The organism is Burkholderia sp. Se-20373 (genome assembly GCF_017104705.1).
Classification (GTDB): domain Bacteria; phylum Pseudomonadota; class Gammaproteobacteria; order Burkholderiales; family Burkholderiaceae; genus Burkholderia.
Map to the genome: position 1 here is coordinate 55,265 of NZ_JAAGPH010000021.1, position 18,944 is coordinate 74,208.

The 18,944-nt window shown below is 65.5% G+C and carries 17 protein-coding genes; all 17 read left to right on the forward strand.

Annotation, left to right across the window (positions count from 1 at the left end; all coding sequences use genetic code 11):
• Positions 1–8 precede the first annotated feature (8 nt).
• The 17 genes from ndk to G3N96_RS10495 all read left to right on the forward strand — a co-directional run bounded on the left by ndk (position 9) and on the right by G3N96_RS10495 (position 18,743).
• Positions 9–434, forward strand: a complete 426-nt coding sequence (gene ndk / locus G3N96_RS10415; protein ID WP_011352265.1) for a nucleoside-diphosphate kinase — start codon at positions 9–11, stop codon at positions 432–434.
• A 55-nt stretch (positions 435–489) separates the two neighbouring features.
• Positions 490–1,629: a 23S rRNA (adenine(2503)-C(2))-methyltransferase RlmN gene (rlmN, locus tag G3N96_RS10420; RefSeq protein ID WP_011352264.1), complete on the forward strand. Its 1,140-nt coding sequence runs from the start codon at positions 490–492 to the stop codon at positions 1,627–1,629.
• A gap of 164 nt (positions 1,630–1,793) precedes the next feature.
• Entirely contained in the window at positions 1,794–2,819 is a 1,026-nt protein-coding gene (locus G3N96_RS10425; protein ID WP_206137137.1) for a helix-turn-helix domain-containing protein, read from the forward strand.
• A gap of 112 nt (positions 2,820–2,931) precedes the next feature.
• Complete coding sequence (gene ispG / locus G3N96_RS10430; RefSeq protein ID WP_124583605.1) at positions 2,932–4,236, forward strand: flavodoxin-dependent (E)-4-hydroxy-3-methylbut-2-enyl-diphosphate synthase; 1,305 nt, start codon at positions 2,932–2,934, stop codon at positions 4,234–4,236.
• Between the two features lie 16 nt (positions 4,237–4,252).
• The gene (gene hisS, locus G3N96_RS10435; RefSeq protein WP_124583604.1) at positions 4,253–5,593 is read left to right on the forward strand and encodes a histidine--tRNA ligase; all 1,341 of its coding nucleotides are present in this window, start codon (positions 4,253–4,255) and stop codon (positions 5,591–5,593) included.
• Positions 5,594–5,648: 55 nt separating this feature from the next.
• Positions 5,649–6,278, forward strand: a complete 630-nt coding sequence (locus G3N96_RS10440) for a tetratricopeptide repeat protein (RefSeq protein ID WP_206137138.1) — start codon at positions 5,649–5,651, stop codon at positions 6,276–6,278.
• A gap of 41 nt (positions 6,279–6,319) precedes the next feature.
• Positions 6,320–7,465 carry an outer membrane protein assembly factor BamB gene (gene bamB / locus G3N96_RS10445; protein WP_206137139.1) on the forward strand — a complete coding sequence of 382 codons (1,146 nt, stop codon included), beginning with the start codon at positions 6,320–6,322 and terminating at the stop codon, positions 7,463–7,465.
• A 247-nt stretch (positions 7,466–7,712) separates the two neighbouring features.
• Positions 7,713–9,050 carry a ribosome biogenesis GTPase Der gene (der, locus tag G3N96_RS10450; protein WP_046545849.1) on the forward strand — a complete coding sequence of 446 codons (1,338 nt, stop codon included), beginning with the start codon at positions 7,713–7,715 and terminating at the stop codon, positions 9,048–9,050.
• 154 nt (positions 9,051–9,204) lie between these two features.
• Positions 9,205–9,444 carry an RNA chaperone Hfq gene (gene hfq, locus G3N96_RS10455; RefSeq protein WP_006399927.1) on the forward strand — a complete coding sequence of 80 codons (240 nt, stop codon included), beginning with the start codon at positions 9,205–9,207 and terminating at the stop codon, positions 9,442–9,444.
• 72 nt (positions 9,445–9,516) lie between these two features.
• The gene (gene hflX, locus G3N96_RS10460; protein WP_171026909.1) at positions 9,517–10,692 is read left to right on the forward strand and encodes a GTPase HflX; all 1,176 of its coding nucleotides are present in this window, start codon (positions 9,517–9,519) and stop codon (positions 10,690–10,692) included.
• Positions 10,693–10,739: 47 nt separating this feature from the next.
• Positions 10,740–12,080 (forward strand): FtsH protease activity modulator HflK, encoded by a 1,341-nt coding sequence (hflK, locus tag G3N96_RS10465; RefSeq protein WP_124583599.1) that lies wholly within the window; start codon positions 10,740–10,742, stop codon positions 12,078–12,080.
• 15 nt (positions 12,081–12,095) lie between these two features.
• Positions 12,096–12,995, forward strand: a complete 900-nt coding sequence (locus G3N96_RS10470; RefSeq protein ID WP_124583597.1) for a protease modulator HflC — start codon at positions 12,096–12,098, stop codon at positions 12,993–12,995.
• Positions 12,996–13,031: 36 nt separating this feature from the next.
• Positions 13,032–13,223, forward strand: coding sequence for a DUF2065 domain-containing protein (locus G3N96_RS10475; protein WP_011352254.1), 192 nt, complete (start codon positions 13,032–13,034; stop codon positions 13,221–13,223).
• A gap of 114 nt (positions 13,224–13,337) precedes the next feature.
• Complete coding sequence (locus tag G3N96_RS10480) at positions 13,338–14,486, forward strand: ATP phosphoribosyltransferase regulatory subunit (RefSeq protein WP_124583595.1); 1,149 nt, start codon at positions 13,338–13,340, stop codon at positions 14,484–14,486.
• Between the two features lie 113 nt (positions 14,487–14,599).
• A complete protein-coding gene (locus G3N96_RS10485) occupies positions 14,600–15,946 on the forward strand; it encodes an adenylosuccinate synthase (RefSeq protein ID WP_174914845.1) in 1,347 nt (448 codons plus the stop codon).
• Between the two features lie 7 nt (positions 15,947–15,953).
• Positions 15,954–16,550, forward strand: a complete 597-nt coding sequence (locus G3N96_RS10490; RefSeq protein ID WP_011352251.1) for a phosphoribosyltransferase — start codon at positions 15,954–15,956, stop codon at positions 16,548–16,550.
• A gap of 276 nt (positions 16,551–16,826) precedes the next feature.
• Positions 16,827–18,743, forward strand: coding sequence for a potassium transporter Kup (locus G3N96_RS10495; RefSeq protein ID WP_206137140.1), 1,917 nt, complete (start codon positions 16,827–16,829; stop codon positions 18,741–18,743).
• The last annotated feature ends 201 nt before the right edge of the window (positions 18,744–18,944 follow it).

Consider the following 18,944-nt stretch of genomic DNA (forward strand, 5'->3'; position numbering starts at 1 on the left):
GAGTTTTTATGGCAATCGAGCGCACCCTGTCGATCATCAAGCCGGATGCGGTGGCAAAGAACGTGATCGGCCAGATCTACAGCCGTTTCGAAGGCGCCGGCCTGAAGATCGTCGCATCGCGCATGGCGCACCTGTCGCGTGCTGACGCAGAGAAGTTCTACGCGGTTCACGCAGCGCGTCCGTTCTTCAAGGACCTCGTCGATTTCATGATCTCGGGCCCGGTGATGATCCAGGTTCTGGAAGGTGAAGGCGCGATCCTGAAGAACCGCGACCTGATGGGCGCAACGGATCCGAAGAAGGCAGAAAAGGGCACGATCCGCGCCGACTTCGCCGACAGCATCGACGCGAACGCCGTGCACGGCTCGGACGCTGCTGAAACGGCAGCGGTCGAAGTCGCGTTCTTCTTCCCGGAAATGAACGTTTACTCGCGCTAAGCCCTGGCTGGCAGCAAGTAGGCAGGATTCAGCGCACGCGGCAAGGCGGCACATCATGACGAGCGAAACTACCGTCAATCTTCTCGACTTCGATGCCGAGGGTCTTGTCGCGTACTGCGGCAGCCTCGGCGAGAAGCCGTTCCGCGCCAAGCAGTTGCAGCGCTGGATCCACCAGTACAACGCTGGCGACTTCGACGGCATGACCGATCTGGCGAAGTCCTTGAGAGAAAAACTCAAGGGCCGCGCGTCGATCGGCATGCCCGAGATCGCCAGCGATCACGTTTCCACCGACGGCACGCGCAAGTGGCTGATCGATGTCGGAAACGGCAATGCGGTCGAAACCGTGTTCATCCCGGAAGAGACGCGTGGCACGCTGTGCGTGTCGTCGCAGGCCGGGTGTGCGGTCAACTGCCGCTTCTGCTCGACGGGCAAGCAGGGCTTTTCCCGCAATCTGTCGACAGCCGAAATCATCGGCCAGCTCCGGATGGCCGAATTTGCATTGCGAGCGTCCTTGGGCCGCGCGCCCGGCCCGAACGGCAAGGCCGAACGGGTCGTCACCAACGTGGTGATGATGGGCATGGGCGAGCCGCTGCTGAATTACAGCGCGGTCGTGCCGGCGATGCGGCTGATGCTCGACGACAACGCGTATGGTCTGTCGCGCCGCCGCGTCACGCTGTCGACGTCCGGCGTGGTGCCGATGATGGACCGCCTCGGCGCCGAACTGCCGGTCGCGCTGGCCGTGTCGCTGCACGCGCCGAACGATCCGCTGCGCGACGAGCTGGTGCCGCTCAACAAGAAGTATCCGCTGCGCGAGCTGATGGCGGCTTGCCAGCGTTATCTGAAAGTCGCACCGCGCGACTTCATTACTTTCGAATACTGCATGCTGGACGGCGTCAACGACACCGAAGCGCATGCACGTGAACTGCTGGCCGTCACACGCGACGTGCCGTGCAAGTTCAATCTGATCCCGTTCAATCCGTTTCCGGAATCGGGCCTCATCCGCTCGAAGCCGGAGCAGATCAAGCGCTTTGCACAGGTCCTCATCGACGCGGGTGTCGTCACGACCGTGCGCAAGACGCGCGGCGACGACATCGATGCCGCGTGCGGTCAGCTGGCCGGCGCAGTGAAGGACCGCACGCGGCTCGCGGAACGGACGGGCGCAGCAGGAAAAATCATCGAAGTTCGGGCGATTTGACAGGGATGTCTGGCCGGGGATGCCAGGGTCTTTGAGCGGTACAACACGCGAATAGCGATCGGTCGCGGCGCCTCGGCGTCGCGCATGGTATGGACAGTTGCGGGTGCCGGCCGGCGGGAACCGGCGGCGGCCGCCAGTGAAGAAGAATCGACGCGAGGACAAGGATGAGTGAGCCGCAGCCGTCTAACGGCGCAGAGACGAATGGCGCGAAGCCGGCACCGGCAGGGTTGGAATCGCTTGCGGCAGTCGGCAGCCGACTGGCGCAGCTTCGGGAGGCGAGGGGTTGGACCGTCGACGACGTGTCGGCGCGACTCAAGGTCGCACCGCAGAAGCTGCGGGCACTCGAGGCCGGTGACATCAGCCATTTGCCCGGCGTGACGTTCGCGCTCGGTGTCGTGCGCAGCTACGCGAAGATGCTCGGCGTCGATCCGGAACCGTTCGCGCAGGCGTTGCGCCGCGAGCGCGGGGTGCCGGAAGTCGACCTGTCGATGCCCGCGTCGTCGGGGACGGATCTGCCGCGCGGTCGCGTGTCGATTCCGCTGGGCGGGTCGTCGCGGCATCACCCGTGGCTCTGGGGCACGGGGATCGTCGTCGTCGCGGTGGTTGCCGTACTGATGTGGCACACTGGCGGCGATTCGTCGAGCCTGCTCGCGCGCTTCAAGAGCGGCGATGCCGAGCATGCGTCGGCCGCGAGCGCGCCGGCGGCATCGTCGTCTTCCGTCGACGAGGCGGCCTCGAGCGGAGCGTCTGCCGTCGTCGCGAATGAGGTTCCGGCCCCGGCTGTTGCGTCTGCAGCCCCGGCCCCGGCCGTTGCGTCGGCTGCTCCGGCGCCGGCGCCCGTGGCGCCCGTCGTGACGGCAGCCGCATCGCAGCCCGTCGTGGCAACGACGGCGGCAAGCGCCGCCGTGCCGGCCCAGCCGGCGAGCGTCGTGGTCGCGGCAGGCCAGTCGCTGATCGAACTGAAGGTCAAGCAGGACAGCTGGTTTAGCGTGCGCGACAAGAGCGGCAAGGAGCTGTTCTCCGGGCTCGTGCACGGCGGCGAGGCGAAGCAGGTCGCCGGCGATGGCCCGTTCAAGGTCACGATCGGCAACAAGGCGGGCCTCGACGCGATCGCGTTCGACGGGAAACCTGTCGATCCGGCAAAATATTCGGCAGCGCGGGGTAACGTGGCGCGGTTCACGTTGCCCTGACGTCAAGCGCCGTGGCGAAGGCCTGTCGTCGATATCGACAGGCCGCGAGGGCACGGCGCTTTTTCAATTCATGCGCCGCGTCGCGGCGCATTCCGCGTAAATGGATCTATCGATGCAATCCGAAGCTCAATCCCCACGCAGCAGTCAGATTTGTTCAACCGAGCCGGTGTTCGGCGGGCACCAGCCGCGCCGCGTATCGCATGCGGTGGATGTCCGCTGGGGCGGGCAGCTCGTGACGATCGGCGGCGACGCGCCGGTGCGCGTGCAGTCGATGACGAATACCGACACGGCCGACGCGATCGGCACGGCAATCCAGATCAAGGAACTCGCGAACGCGGGCTCCGAACTGGTGCGCATCACGGTCAACACGCCGGAGGCCGCGGCCGCCGTGCCGGCGATCCGCGAGCAGCTCGATCGCATGGGCGTAACCGTGCCGCTCGTCGGCGATTTCCACTACAACGGCCACCTGCTGCTGCGTGACTACCCGGGCTGCGCCGAGTCGCTGTCGAAGTACCGGATCAACCCGGGCAACGTCGGCCAGGGTGCGAAGCGCGATACGCAGTTCGCGCAGATGATCGAGGCGGCGGCCAAGTACGACAAGCCGGTGCGGATCGGCGTGAACTGGGGCAGCCTCGACCAGGACCTGCTCGCGCGCATGATGGACGAGAACGGCGCGCGTTCGCAGCCGTGGGATGCGCAGAGCGTGATGTACGAGGCGCTGATCCAGTCGGCGATCGGCTCGGCCGAGCGTGCGGTCGAACTCGGTCTCGGCCGCGACCGCATCATTCTGTCGTGCAAGGTCAGCGGCGTGCAGGATCTGATCGCCGTGTACCGCGAACTCAGCCGCCGCTGCGGCTTCGCGCTGCACCTCGGGCTGACCGAGGCCGGCATGGGCTCGAAGGGCATCGTCGCGTCGACGGCTGCACTCGGCGTGCTGCTGCAGGAAGGGATCGGCGACACGATCCGCATCTCGCTGACGCCGGAACCGGGCGCGTCGCGCACGGGCGAAGTGATCGTCGGCCAGGAAATCCTGCAGACGATGGGCCTGCGCTCGTTCGCACCGATGGTGATCGCGTGCCCGGGCTGCGGCCGTACGACGAGCACGCTGTTCCAGGAACTCGCGATGCAGATCCAGACCTACCTGCGCGAACAGATGCCGGTCTGGCGCAAGGCGTATCCGGGCGTCGAGAAAATGAACGTCGCGGTGATGGGCTGCATCGTCAACGGTCCGGGCGAATCGAAGCACGCGAACATCGGCATCAGCCTGCCGGGCTCGGGCGAGAACCCGGCCGCGCCTGTCTTCATCGACGGCGAGAAGGTCAAGACGCTGCGCGGTGAGCGGATCGCCGAGGAATTCCAACAGATCGTCAGCGACTACGTCGAACGCAACTACGGCCGCGCTGAGGCCACGAACTAATTCGTCCACACACACGATGACTGAACAAAAACGCAAGATCGAGAGGCTCACCGGCGTCAAGGGCATGAACGACATCCTTCCGCAGGATGCCGGCCTTTGGGAGTTCTTCGAAGCTACGGTGAAATCGCTGCTGCGCGCATACGGTTACCAGAACATCCGCACGCCGATCGTCGAGCACACGCAGCTCTTCACGCGCGGCATCGGTGAGGTCACCGACATCGTCGAAAAGGAGATGTACAGCTTCACCGACGCGCTGAACGGCGAGAACCTGACGATGCGCCCGGAAAATACCGCGGCCGTCGTGCGCGCGTCGATCGAGCACAACATGCTGTACGACGGCCCGAAGCGCCTGTGGTACATCGGCCCGATGTTCCGTCACGAGCGTCCGCAGCGCGGCCGCTATCGCCAGTTCCATCAGGTCGGCGTCGAAGCGCTCGGCTTCGCGGGCCCTGATGCGGATGCCGAGATCATCATGATGTGCCAGCGCCTGTGGGACGACCTGGGCCTGACCGGCATCAAGCTCGAGATCAACTCGCTCGGCCTTGCCGAAGAGCGTGCCGCGCATCGCGTCGAACTGATCAAGTACCTCGAGCAGTTCGCCGACGTGCTCGACGAGGATGCCAAGCGCCGCCTGTATACGAACCCGCTGCGCGTGCTCGACACGAAGAACCCGGCGCTGCAGGAAATCGCGCAGAACGCGCCGAAGCTGATCGACTTCCTCGGCGACGAATCGCGCGCGCACTTCGAAGGGCTGCAGCGCCTGCTGCTCGCGAACAACATTCCGTTCAAGATCAACCCGCGTCTCGTGCGTGGCCTGGACTACTACAACCTGACCGTGTTCGAGTGGGTTACCGACAAGCTCGGCGCGCAGGGCACGGTCGCAGCCGGCGGCCGCTACGATCCGCTGATCGAGCAGCTCGGCGGCAAGCCGACCGCCGCGTGCGGCTGGGCGATGGGCATCGAGCGGATCCTCGAGCTGCTGAAGGAAGAGGATCTCGCGCCCGAGCAGGAAGGCGTCGACGTGTACGTCGTGCACCAGGGCGAGACCGCGCGTGAACAGGCGTTCATCGCGGCCGAGCGCCTGCGCGACACGGGCCTCGACGTGATCTTCCACTGCAGCGCCGACGGCGCGCCGGCGAGCTTCAAGTCGCAGATGAAACGGGCCGACGCAAGCGGCGCCGCGTTCGCGGTGATCTTCGGTGAAGAAGAGGTTGCAAACGGCACGGTGGGCGTGAAAGCGCTGCGCGGTGCGGGCGGAGACGGGGAAAAGAACGTTCAGCAGACCGTACCGGTCGAAGGCTTGACCGAATTCCTAATCAATGCGATGGTTGCATCCGCCGAAGACGGCGACGACTGATCGCGCTGGCATCCGCTCGACAAGAAAAGCCTGAACAGGAAGGAATCGCTCGCCGATGAGTTACCACGACGAACAAGAATCGATTGAAAGTGTCAAGGCGTGGTGGGCCCGCTGGGGCAACCTCACCACGTGGATCGTGCTCGCGGCGCTCGTCGTCGCGGCCGGTTTCAACGGCTGGAACTACTGGCAGCGCCGTCAGGCTGCCGAGGCGTCCGGGCTGTACGAACAGGTCCAGAAGGCCGCCGCCGCGAACGACAAGGCGACGATCGCGCGCGCGGCCGCCGACATGGAAGACAAGTTCGGCAGCACGCCGTATGCGCAGATGACCGCACTTTCCGCTGCGAAGACGCTGTACGCAGCCGGCGACTCGGCCGGTGCGAAGGCGCAGCTGCAATGGGCCGTCGATCACGCCAAGGATGACGAGTACAAGCAGATCGCGAAGCTGCGTCTCGCGTCGCTGCTGCTCGACGAGAAGGCATACGATGCGGGCCTCGCGCTGCTGTCGGGTGCGCCGGTCGATGCATTCAAGGGCCTCGTGGCCGATCGCCGCGGCGATCTGCTTGCCGCGCAAGGCAAGACCGACGATGCGCGCGCGGCTTACAAGCTCGCGCTCGACGGCCTGTCGAAGGACGACCAGTCTGCGCGTCAGCTCGTGCAGTTCAAGCTGGACGCGCTCGGCGGCTGAACCCCGGTCCCCTCAACCTCTTAACTCTGCTTCGCTAACCGATGAATTTGCTGAAACGTTACGCTGTGCCCGTTGCCTGCGCGGCGGCTGTCCTTGCACTGGCGGCCTGCTCGTCGTCGAAGGACGCGCGCCGCGTGCCGACGCCGCTCACCGAGTTCAAGCCCGTGATGGACGTGCAACAGGTCTGGAAGGCGAGCGTCGGCAAGGGCGGGCGCTACCTGTTCTCGCCGGTGGCCGTGGGCGACGCCGTCTATGCAGCGGGTGAGAACGGTTCGGTCGAGAAGATCGACGCGAAGACGGGCCAGACGCTCTGGCGTGCGAAGGTCGGTTCCGACCTGTCGGCCGGTGTCGGCAGCGACGGCAACCTGACCGCGGTCGGCGCGCTGAAGGGCGGCGTGTTCGTGCTGGGCCCGGACGGCAAGCAACTGTGGAAGACCAGCGTGCAGGGCGAGATCTTCTCGCCGCCGCTCGTCGGCAACGGCCTCGTGGTCGTCCGCACGATCGACGGCCAGGTGATCGCGTTCAACGCGCAGACGGGCGAGCAGAAGTGGAACTACCGCAACCGCGCGGTGCCGCTGAACCTGCGCGTGTCGGCCGGCATGACGTTCGCGGGTGACGCGGCGGTGCTGGCGGGCTTCCCCGGCGGCGGGCTGGTCGCGATCAACCTGCAGACGGGCGAGCCGTTCTGGCAGACGCCGGTATCGTTCCCGAAGGGCGTGACCGAGGTCGAGCGCATCAACGACGTCAGCGGTCCGCCGACGCTCGTAGGCGCGGAAGCCTGCGCGGTGACGTTCCAGGGTCAGCTTGGCTGCTTCGATGCGAACTCGGGCCGCCCGCTGTGGGAAAAGGCGTTCTCGAGCCGCAGCGGCCTCGCGCAGGACGATTCGGTGGTCGCCGGCGGCGACGACTGGTCGGTCGTGACCGCGTACGACGCTGCGTCGGGCAACCAGCTGTGGCGCAACGACAAGCTGAAGAGCCGTGACGTCGGCGTGCCGTATCTGCTCGGGCACGCGGTCGTGATGGGCGATTACAAGGGCTTCGTGCACTTCCTGTCGCGCGAAGACGGCAGCTTCATCGCACGGATGAAGACCGACGGCAGCGCGATTACGGCGGCGCCGGTCCTTGCGGGCAATACGCTCGTCGTGCAGACGAAGGACGGCGGCCTGTACGGATTCCGTCCGCGCTGACGCGCAGGAAACATGCGCGGCCGCGGCGCGACGGGCTTGTCCCGTGCGCCGCGGCCGCGTGACTTGAAGGCGGCCGGTGCTCCCGGCCGCTCGGTATTTGAAAGGCAGTTCAAGACGAAAGACGATGGCGCGCAACGCGCGCCAGGCGCGCGCATCCGGCGCGGCGCGAATTCGTGATATTTTCATTCAGCGCAGCCGCCCGCAGCAGCGGGCCTCCCGCTGCTGCGCTTCACCGTAGAAAACACAGATGAAACCGGTCATTGCCCTCGTTGGGCGCCCCAATGTGGGGAAATCCACGCTGTTCAACCGGCTCACGCGCTCGCGCGATGCGCTGGTCGCCGACTTGCCAGGCCTGACGCGCGATCGCCATTACGGCGAAGGGCGCGTCGGCGAGCGGCCGTATCTGGTCGTCGACACGGGCGGCTTCGAGCCCGTCGCGAAGGACGGCATCCTGCACGAGATGGCGCGCCAGACGCGGCAGGCCGTCGAGGAAGCCGACATCGTCGTGTTCATCGTCGACGGCCGCAACGGGCTCGCGCCGCAGGACAAGTCGATCGCCGACTACCTTCGCAAGACCGGCCGGCCGATCTTCCTCGTCGTCAACAAGGCCGAGGGGATGAAGTACACGGCGGTCGCGACGGACTTCTACGAGCTTGGGCTCGGCGATCCGCGTGCGATCTCGGCCGCGCACGGTGACGGTGTCACCGACATGATCAACGAGGCGCTGGATGTCGCGTATGCGGACCGTCCGGAGGAAGAGGACGAGAACGATCCTTCGCGCGGCATCAAGATCGCGATCGTCGGCCGCCCGAACGTCGGCAAGTCGACGCTCGTGAACGCGCTGATCGGCGAGGATCGCGTGATCGCGTTCGACATGCCGGGCACGACGCGCGATTCGATCTACGTGGACTTCGAGCGCAACGGCAAGAAATACACGCTGATCGACACGGCCGGCCTGCGCCGCCGCGGCAAGGTATTCGAGGCGATCGAGAAGTTCTCGGTCGTGAAGACGCTGCAGTCGATCTCCGACGCGAACGTGGTCATTCTTCTGCTGGATGCGCAGCAGGACATTTCCGACCAGGATGCACACATCGCCGGCTTCGTCGTCGAACAGGGCCGCGCGCTCGTGATCGGCGTCAACAAGTGGGACGGGCTCGACGAGCATGCACGCGATCGCGCGAAAGCGGATTTGACCCGCAAGCTGAAATTCCTCGACTTCGCGAAATCGCACTTCATTTCGGCGACGAAGAAGACGGGCATCGGCACGCTGATGCGCTCGGTCGACGACGCGTACGCCGCGGCGATGGCGAAGCTGCCGACGCCGAAGCTCACGCGCGCGCTGATCGAGGCAGTCGAATTCCAGCAGCCGCGCCGTCGCGGCCCGGTGCGTCCGAAGCTGCGCTACGCGCACCAGGGCGGCCAGAATCCGCCGATCATCGTCATCCACGGTAACGCGCTCGACGCCGTGACGGAAACGTACAAGCGTTACCTGGAAAACCGGTTCCGTGAAACTTTCTCACTGACAGGGACTCCATTGCGCATAGAGTTCCGTTCGTCGAACAATCCGTACGCGGACAAGAGCTGAAGACGTCTGTTACACGCGTCACGCAAGGGGTTGGCCGCAAGGCCTATGCCCCCGGCGGGCCAGGCAAAATCGGCTATAGTGTAGCGATTGGCGCCGGATCTCTTTTTCTTCGCCGCCAGTCCAGATCAACCTGCAAAAAAAGATGGAGTACGCCATGAGCAACAAAGGGCAATTGTTACAAGACCCGTTTTTGAACGCACTGCGCAAAGAGCACGTTCCCGTTTCGATCTACCTCGTCAACGGCATCAAGCTTCAAGGGAACATTGAATCGTTCGACCAGTACGTCGTGTTGCTCCGTAATACGGTGACCCAGATGGTGTACAAGCACGCCATCTCGACGGTCGTGCCGGCGCGCCCGGTGAATTTCCACCCGGACGCGGAAGCCTCGTCCTAACCTATCGCAGCGGCCGGCATCCGGTCGCCGCGAGCGACCGATGCCAGCCGCCTTATCTTGACACCTGAAAATTTGATCAACGCAGCGCTCGTCGGCATCGATTTCGGCAAGACCGATTTCGAAGCCAGTCTCGAAGAACTCAGTCTTCTCGCCTCCAGCGCGGGGGCCCGTCCCGCAGTCACCCTCACGGGGCGTCGTTCCAGTCCCGATGCCAAGATGTTCATCGGCAGCGGCAAAGCCGAAGAACTTCGGCTTGCCTGCGACGCGCACAACGTCGAAATCGTCATCTTCAACCACGCATTGGCGCCCGCCCAGCAACGTAATCTGGAGCAGGCACTTAACAGGCGTGTGGTCGATCGCACCAGCCTCATCCTCGACATCTTTGCCCAGCGTGCCCGCAGCCACGAAGGCAAGCTGCAGGTCGAGCTCGCGCAGCTTCAGTACCTGTCGACGCGGCTCATTCGCGCATGGACCCACCTTGAACGGCAGAAGGGTGGTATCGGCCTGCGCGGCCCTGGTGAAACCCAGCTCGAAACCGACCGCCGCCTGATCGGCGAACGCATCAAGATGCTGAAGTCGCGGCTCGACCGGCTGCGCCGGCAACACAGCACGCAACGCCGCCAGCGCGCGCGCAGCGGCACGATGTCGGTGTCGCTCGTCGGCTATACGAACGCGGGCAAGTCGACGCTGTTCAATGCGCTGACGAAAGCGCAGGCCTACGCGGCCGACCAGCTGTTCGCCACGCTCGATACGACGTCGCGGCGCGTGTACCTCGGCGACGAGGTCGGCCAGATCGTCGTGTCGGATACGGTCGGGTTCATCCGCGAGTTGCCTCACCAACTGGTCGCCGCATTCCGCGCGACCCTCGAGGAGACGATCCACGCGGATCTGCTGCTGCATGTGGTCGATGCGTCGAGCGCGGTCAGGCTTGAACAGATCGAGCAGGTCAACGGCGTGCTGCACGAGATCGGCGCGGACACGATCCGCCAGGTGCTGGTGTTCAACAAGATCGACGCCGTGCCTGAGCTGGCGGCCCGCGGCGACGCGGTCGAGCGGGACGAGTATGGTAATATTTCGCGCGTCTTTTTGAGCGCGCGCACCGGTCAGGGTCTTGACACGTTGCGTGCCGCCATCGCCGAAATCGCCTCCGCGGAACACCTTTCCAGCGCGACGTTACCCAACGGCGCGCTCGACGGCGCCCCCGCTGAACCACACGAAGACCACACGATTTCCGAACACGGGCGCTAACCGGTCCCGGCCGGTTCGTCGGCGTCTAATCTGGTGAACAAACTCTGGTGAACGAATACAACGAGCGGAGTACCTGGCGGCGGATGCGCGCCTTGCTGTCGATCAACGATCCCCGCTGGGGACGCGGTGAAGGCAATGGCAAAGACGGATCCCGTCCCCGCCCGAACGAATCGAAGCGTCCGCAAGGCGGCGACGGCGATGGTCCGCCCGATCTCGACGAGATGTGGCGCAACTTCAACCGGCGCCTGAACGGCCTGTTCGGCGGCAAGGGTGGCAACGGCTTCCGTCCTGACAACGGGCGAGCCGCGCGCGTCGGCGTCGGCATCGTGATCGGCGTGCTGGTCGCGGTCTACGCGGGCAGCGGGCTGTTCGTCGTGCAGGAAGGGCAGACGGGCGTCGTGCTGCAGCTCGGCAAGCTGTCGGGCACGGTCGGGCAGGGCGTGCACTGGCGCGCGCCTTATCCGTTCGCGTCGCACGAGATCGTCGATACGTCGCAGGTCCGCTCGATCGAGATCGGCCGCAACAACGTCGTGCGTCTCGCGAACGTGAAGGAAGCGGCGATGCTGACGCGCGACGCCGATATCGTCGACGTGCGCTTCATCGTCCAGTACCGCATCCGTTCCGCGACCGATTACCTGTTCCGCAGTGTCGACCCCGAGCGCAGCGTCTCGCAGGCCGCCCAGGCCGCGGTACGTGCGATCGTCGGCACGCGCAGCGCGGCCGACGTGCTGAACCAGGACCGCGACGCGCTGCGCGAGCAGCTCTCCGCCGCGATCCAGCGCGATCTCGATCGCTATCAGGCGGGGCTCGAGGTGACGGCCGTCACGATGCAGAGCGTTGCGGCGCCCGAGCAGACGCAGGCCGCATACGGTGAAGTCGCGAAGGCACGCGACGAGCGCGAGGCCGCGAAGCGCGCCGCGCAGTCATATGCAAACGACCTGCTGCCGAAGGCGCAGGGCGATGCGGCGAAGCTCGTCGACGAAGCGAAGGCGTATGCCGATCGCGTGGTCACGGAAGCCGAAGGCGATGCCGATCGCTTCAAGCAGGTCTATGCGCAGTACTCGAAGGCGCCCGCGGTGATCCGCGAGCGGATGTATCTCGAGACGATGCAGGAAATCTATTCGAATTCGACGAAGGTGTTCGTGGGCAACAAGGGCGGCAACAGCGTCGTGTATCTGCCGCTCGACAAGCTCGTCGAGCAGGGGCGACAAAACGCCGCGACGTCCACGGGCGCATCCGCACCCGACGCGGCGTCGGCACCGGCGGCTGCCGCGCCGGCTGCGGCGGCGCCCGCGAGTGCGGCGTCAGCCGTGGCGGCGTCGGGCACCGACGTGCTGCGATCGCGCGAGGCGTTTCGCAGCCGGTCGCGCGAAGACGATCTGAAGTAACGGGGAGCGCAGAACATGAACCGAATCATTGCGCTCGTCGTCGCAATCGTGATCGTTGCCTTCGCGGCATCGTCGACCGTCCTTACCGTCGATCCGCGCCATGCGGCCGTACTGTCGGGGCGCGATGGCGCGCAACCCGAATTGGCAGGCCCTGGCGTCCATTTCAAATTGCCGCCGCCGCTGCAGACGGCCACGCTGATCGACACGCGCCTGCAATCGCTCGAGTCGTCGGATCCGCTGCAACTGGCAACCGAAGACAAGCGCGACCTGCTCGTCGCCTACGCGGTGAAGTACCGGATCAGCGATCCGATGAAGTATTTCACCACGACGGGCGGTGACCCGTCGGCAGCCGGCGATCGTCTCGCCGGCGCGCTGAAGAGCGCACTCGGTGACGCGTTCGGCAAGCGTGCGCTCGACGACGCGCTCGGCGGCCAGCGAGCGATCGCCGATGCGGCCCGCGACGAAGTGAAGGCGAATGCGTCCGGTTTCGGCGTCGACGTGGTCGACGTCCAGTTGACGCGCGTCGATTTGCCGGCCGCGCAGACCGATGCCGTCTATCAGCGGATGATCGGCGCGCTGCGCGATCAGGCGGCGCAGGTGCGTGCGCAAGGCGCGGCCGACGTCGAGCAGATCAAGGCGGACGCCGAACGCGAACAGCAGGCCGTGCTCGCGAACGCGTACAAGTCCGCGCAGACGATCAAGGGCGAGGGCGACGCGAAGGCCGCGACGATTGCCGCCGACGCGTTCGGCCGCGATCCGCAGTTCTACCAGTTCTACGCGAGCCTGCAGGCTTACCGGAACACGTTCAAGCGCAACGACATCATCGTCGTCGATCCCGACAGCGAGTTCTTCCGCTTCATGCGCAGCCCGACGGGCGGTGCCGCACCGGCGGCACCTGCTCCCCGCAAACACTGACCTTGGGGCGCCGCGTCGAGCGGCGCCGTCGCTCGCATGGACCTGGCAGGCTCGTTGTTGCTCGCAGTAGCGCTGATGCTGATCATCGAGGGGGCGTTCCCCTTCGTGTTTCCCGTCGCCTGGCGCGACACGTTTCGTAGAATAGCTGAGCGGCCGCCGCATCATATCCGGATCGGCGGGCTGATCGTGATGGTGCTCGGGCTCATACTGCTGCTGCTCGCCACCTGACCGGAGACCTGATCCGGACGGCTTATCCGCCGTTCGTCCCGCCCGAATTCAGAATTTCCGATTCACATCGCGGCGCGCGTGTCGCGCGCTGTTTCCCGTCGTAGGACCGTACCGATGTCGACCTGGTTACTTCCCGAGAATATCGCCGACGTACTGCCGTCGGAAGCGCGCAAGATCGAGGAGCTGCGCCGCAGGCTGCTCGACCGCTTCCGTTCGTATGGCTACGAAATGGTGATGCCGCCGCTGCTCGAGTATCTCGAATCGCTGCTGACGAGCGGCGGTGCAGATCTGCGCCTGCGCACCTTCAAGCTGGTCGACCAGCTGTCGGGTCGCACCCTCGGCCTGCGTGCGGACATCACGCCGCAGGTCGCGCGGATCGACGCGCACCTGTTGAACCGCCAGGGCGTGACGCGCCTCTGCTATGCGGGCCACGTGATGCATACGCGTCCGCGCGGTCTGCACGCGACGCGCGAGCAGATCCAGATCGGCGCCGAAATCTACGGGCACGCCGGGCTGGAAGCCGATCTCGAGATCCAGCAGCTGATGCTCGACGCGCTGCATCTCGCAGGCCTGTCGCGCATCCGTCTCGACCTCGGCCATGCGGGCGTGCTCGCGGCGCTGCTGGCGCGCGATGCGCAGGCCGCCGAGCGCGGCGAGTCGCTGTACGACGCGCTGTCGGGCAAGGACGTGCCGCTGCTGAACGAACTCACCGACGATCTCGGCGCCGATACGCGCGCCGCGCTGCGCGCGCTGCCGCATCTCTATGGCGACGCAAGCGTGCTCGCGGAGGCGCGCACACGCTTGCCGGTGCTGCCCGAAATCACGCGGGCGCTCGACGATCTGGCGCAGCTCGCGGCACAGGCGAAAGGTGCGGAAGTGGCGATCGATCTCGGCGACCTGCGTGGCTATGCATATCACAGCGGCGCGATGTTCAGCGCCTACATCGACGGCGTGCCGAACGCGATCGCGCGGGGCGGCCGCTACGACCACGTCGGCCAGGCATATGGCCGTGCCCGTCCCGCTACGGGCTTCTCGCTCGACCTGCGCGAGCTCGCGCGGATTTCGCCGGTCGAGGCGCGCGGCACCGCGATTCTCGCGCCGTGGGCGCAGGACGACGCACTGAGCGCGGCCGTCGTGGCGCTGCGCGATGCGGGCGAGGTCGTGATCCAGGCGCTGCCGGGCCACGATCATGTGCTCGACGAGTTCGCATGCGACCGTTCGCTCGTCGAGCGCAACGGCGCATGGGTGGTCGAACCCCGATAAACAGGCGTTCGCGGGACCTGCTTCGGCGTGCATATCGTTGAAGCGAAACGGAAAAATTCGGAATCGCCCGCGAACATAGGTAGAATACGTTTTTAACCAGCTAACGAATCAACATGTCTGCCAGCGCAGTGAACGTGACTCCCGGGCGCAATGTCGTCGTCGTGGGAACGCAATGGGGTGATGAAGGCAAGGGCAAGATCGTCGACTGGCTGACGGACCACGCTCAGGGCGTCGTGCGTTTCCAGGGCGGTCACAACGCCGGCCACACCCTCATCATCGGCGGCAAGAAAACGATCTTGCGCCTCATTCCGTCGGGCATCATGCGTGAAGGCGTTGCCTGCTACATCGGCAACGGCGTCGTCCTGTCCCCCGAAGCACTGTTCAAGGAAATCGGCGAGCTGGAAGAAGCGGGCGTGAACGTGCGCGACCGCCTGTTCATCTCCGAAGCCACGACGCTGATCCTGCCGTACCACATCGCGATCGACCAGGCGCGTGAAGCGCGCAAGGGCGCGGGCAAGATCGGTACGACCGGCCGCGGCATCGGCCCCGCGTACGAAGACAAGGTTGGCCGCCGCGCGCTGCGCGTGCAGGACCTGTTCGACGCGAAGACCTTCGCCGACCGTCTGCGCGAAAACCTCGATTTCCACAACTTCGTGCTGACCCAGTACCTGGGCGCCGCAGCTGTCGATTTCCAGGCCACGCTCGATACGATGCTCGGCTATGCCGATCGCCTGAAGCCGATGGTGGCCGACGTGTCGCGCCGCCTGTACGACGCGAACAATGCGGGCCAGAACCTGTTGTTCGAAGGTGCACAAGGCACGCTGCTCGACATCGATCACGGTACCTATCCGTTCGTCACGTCGAGCAACTGCGTCGCAGGTGCGGCGTCGGCTGGCGCGGGCGTGGGTCCGCAGAAGCTCAACTACATCCTCGGCATCACGAAGGCCTATTGCACGCGCGTGGGCTCGGGCCCGTTCCCGAGCGAACTGTACGATGCGGACAATCCGCAGCGTCAGGACCAGGTTGGCGTCACGCTCGCGAACGTCGGCAAGGAATTCGGTTCGGTCACCGGCCGTCCGCGCCGCACCGGCTGGCTCGACGCAGCCGCGCTGCGCCGCTCGATCCAGATCAACGGCGTGTCGGGCCTGTGCATGACGAAGCTCGACGTGCTCGACGGCCTCGACGAAGTCAAGCTGTGCGTCGGCTACAAGATCGACGGCAAGGATGCGGACATCCTGCCGCGCGGCGCCGCTGATGTGGCCCGTTGCGAGCCTGTTTACGAAACGTTTGCCGGCTGGAAGGAAAGCACGGTCGGCATCAAGACGTGGGAAGCGCTGCCGGCGAACGCGCAGGCTTACCTGACCCGCGTCCAGGAAGTGGCCGGCGTGCCGGTCGACATGGTGTCGACGGGGCCGGACCGCGACGAAACGATCCTGCTCCGCCATCCGTTCAAGGTGTAATTTTCAGATGACGCAGCAAATCACGATGACGGCGGCAGACTTGATGACCGATCCGCGCAACGACGACAAGAACCTGTGGGTAGGCTGGGACGAGTATCACCGTCTCATCGAGCTGCTCGCGCTCCAGGTGCATGCATCGGGCTGGAAGTTCGACCAGATCCTGTGCCTCGCGCGCGGCGGTCTGCGCGTCGGCGATCAACTGTCGCGCATCTACGACGTGCCGCTCGCGATTCTCGCGACGAGTTCGTACCGCGAAGCGGCCGGCACGGAGCAGGGTGACCTCGACATCGCGCAGTACATCACGATGACGCGCGGCAACCTGGCGGGCAACGTGCTGCTGGTCGACGATCTCGTCGATTCGGGCGTCACGCTTGCGCGCGTGCAGGAGCACCTGAAGGAGCGCTATCCGTCGGTGACGGCCGTGCGCTCGGCCGTGCTCTGGTACAAGGGTTGCTCGAAGGTCAAGCCCGACTATCACACGCAGTTCCTGCCGACGAATCCGTGGATTCATCAGCCGTTCGAAGAGTGGGACACGGTTCGCCCGCACAACCTCGAGGCATGGATCAAGCGCGGTCGCGCACAGCGCGACGGCTCGGGCGCGTAAGCGGCCGGCCAATCGAAGGAAAGCCTTGTACGGCGCCGCTTGCGGCGCCGTTTTTCGTTGGGGCGTCATACGCGCCGGCGCCGCGCGTCCCATGGCTCGGGTAGGCAGACGGCGCTGCCCCGGCTATGATTGGCAGCCCTGCCACAGCTCGCGCCGGATTGCATGCGCAGCGTGGATCACGTGGTGACAAGGCAACAGAGCAGGGCGGCGTTTCACGGGGGCGCGAGTAGAATAGCGCTCGTTTTGTCCGACCCGGACCCGATTATTACGCTTCATATGAACGACACGATCCACGCGACCGACGCAGCACACGCGCCGCATTCGACGCAACAACACTCGATGCGGGCGCTAGCGATAGCAGCCATCGGCGTCGTGTTCGGCGACATCGGCACCAGCCCGCTGTATTCGCTCAAGGAGGCGTTCAGCCCCGCACACGGCATTCCGCTCACCGAAGGATCGATTCTCGGCGTGATCTCGCTGCTGTTCTGGGCAATCATCCTGGTGGTCGGCATCAAGTACCTGCTGTTCGTGATGCGCGCGGACAACAACGGCGAAGGCGGCGTGCTCGCGCTGATGGCGCTGTCGTTGCGGCCGCTCGACTCGAAGACCCGCGTCGCGGGCGCGCTGATGGCGCTCGGGATTTTCGGCGCGTGCATGTTCTACGGGGACGCGGTGATCACGCCGGCGATCTCGGTGATGTCGGCGGTCGAAGGTCTCGAAATTGCGACGCCGCACCTGTCCCATCTCGTGCTGCCGATCACGATCGTGATCCTGATCGCGCTGTTCTGGATCCAGCGACACGGTACCGCCCTGGTCGGCAAGCTGTTCGGCCCGATCATGGTGCTGTGGTTCATCGTGATCGCGGCGCTCGGTGTGTACCACATCGTGCGCGTGCCGGGCATCATGGCCGCCATCAACCCGTATTACGCGGCGTCATTCATGGCCGATCACCTGCTGCAGGCGTACGTCGTGCTCGGCTCGGTCGTGCTGGTGCTGACCGGTGCGGAAGCGCTCTACGCGGACATGGGGCACTTCGGCGCAAAGCCGATCCGCATCGCCGCCTACGGGCTCGTGATGCCGTCGCTCGTGCTGAACTACTTCGGCCAGGGCGCGCTGCTGATCCAGAACCCGAAGGCGATCGAAAACCCGTTCTTCCTGCTGGCGCCCGAATGGGGGCTGCTGCCGCTTGTCGTGCTGTCGACGGTCGCGACCGTGATCGCGTCGCAGGCGGTGATCTCGGGCGCGTATTCGCTGACGTCGCAGGCCATCCAGCTCGGCTACGTGCCGCGCATGAAGGTGCTGCACACGTCGGAACTCGCGATCGGCCAGATCTACGTGCCGGTCGTGAACTGGCTGCTGCTGTTCGTGATCCTCTGCATCGTCATCGGCTTCAAGAGCTCCGACAACCTCGCGGCCGCGTACGGTATCGCGGTGACGGCGACGATGGTGATCACGACCGTGCTCGCCGCGGTCGTGATGGTGAAGGTGTGGAACTGGAACCGGCTGCTGGTCGGCGCGATCATCGCGGTGTTCCTTGCGGTCGACCTCGGCTTCTTCGGCGCGAACCTGCTGAAGGTCGCACAGGGCGGCTGGCTCCCGCTCGGCATCGGCGCACTGCTGTTCTTCCTGCTGATGACCTGGTACAAGGGGCGTCATATCGTCAAGGAGCGCACGGCGGCCGACGGTATTCCGCTCGAGCCGTTCCTGCAGGGGCTGCTCGCGCATCCGCCGCATCGCGTGTCGGGTACCGCGATCTACCTGACCGGCAACGACAAGCTCGTACCCGTGAGCCTGCTGCACAACCTGAAGCACAACAAGGTGCTGCACGAGCGGACCATTTTCCTGACGTTCGTCACGCGCGACTTTCCTTACGTGCGCGACGACAAGCGTCAGTCCTCGCGTGATGCGGGCGGCGGGCTGTATATCGTGAAGGCCGAGTATGGCTTCAACGAGACCCCGGACGTGAAGGCTGTACTCGAGGAATTCGGCCGCACGCACGACATGACGTTCGAGCTGATGGATACGTCGTTCTTCCTCGCGCGCGAAACGGTCGTGCCCACGCATCTGCCCGGGATGTCGATCTGGCGCGAGCGCGTGTTCGCCTGGATGCACCAGAATGCCGCGAAGCCGACCGACTTCTTCTCGATCCCCGCGAACCGCGTGGTCGAACTCGGGACGAAGATCGAGATCTGACACAAGGTGTGGCGTGCGGGCCGTCGGGCCGCGCGCCGTGTTTGCCGAAGTCGTAAAAAAGCCCGCCTTTTGGCGGGCTTTTTTATCTGTCGCGCAGGGGCTTGCGGGTGCTCAGCGCTTCAGCTTCGCGAACGCCGCGGCCATCGCGCCTGCCGGTTCCGGCTCGCGCGAACGCTGCGGGCGGGCCGCGCCGCGCCCCGC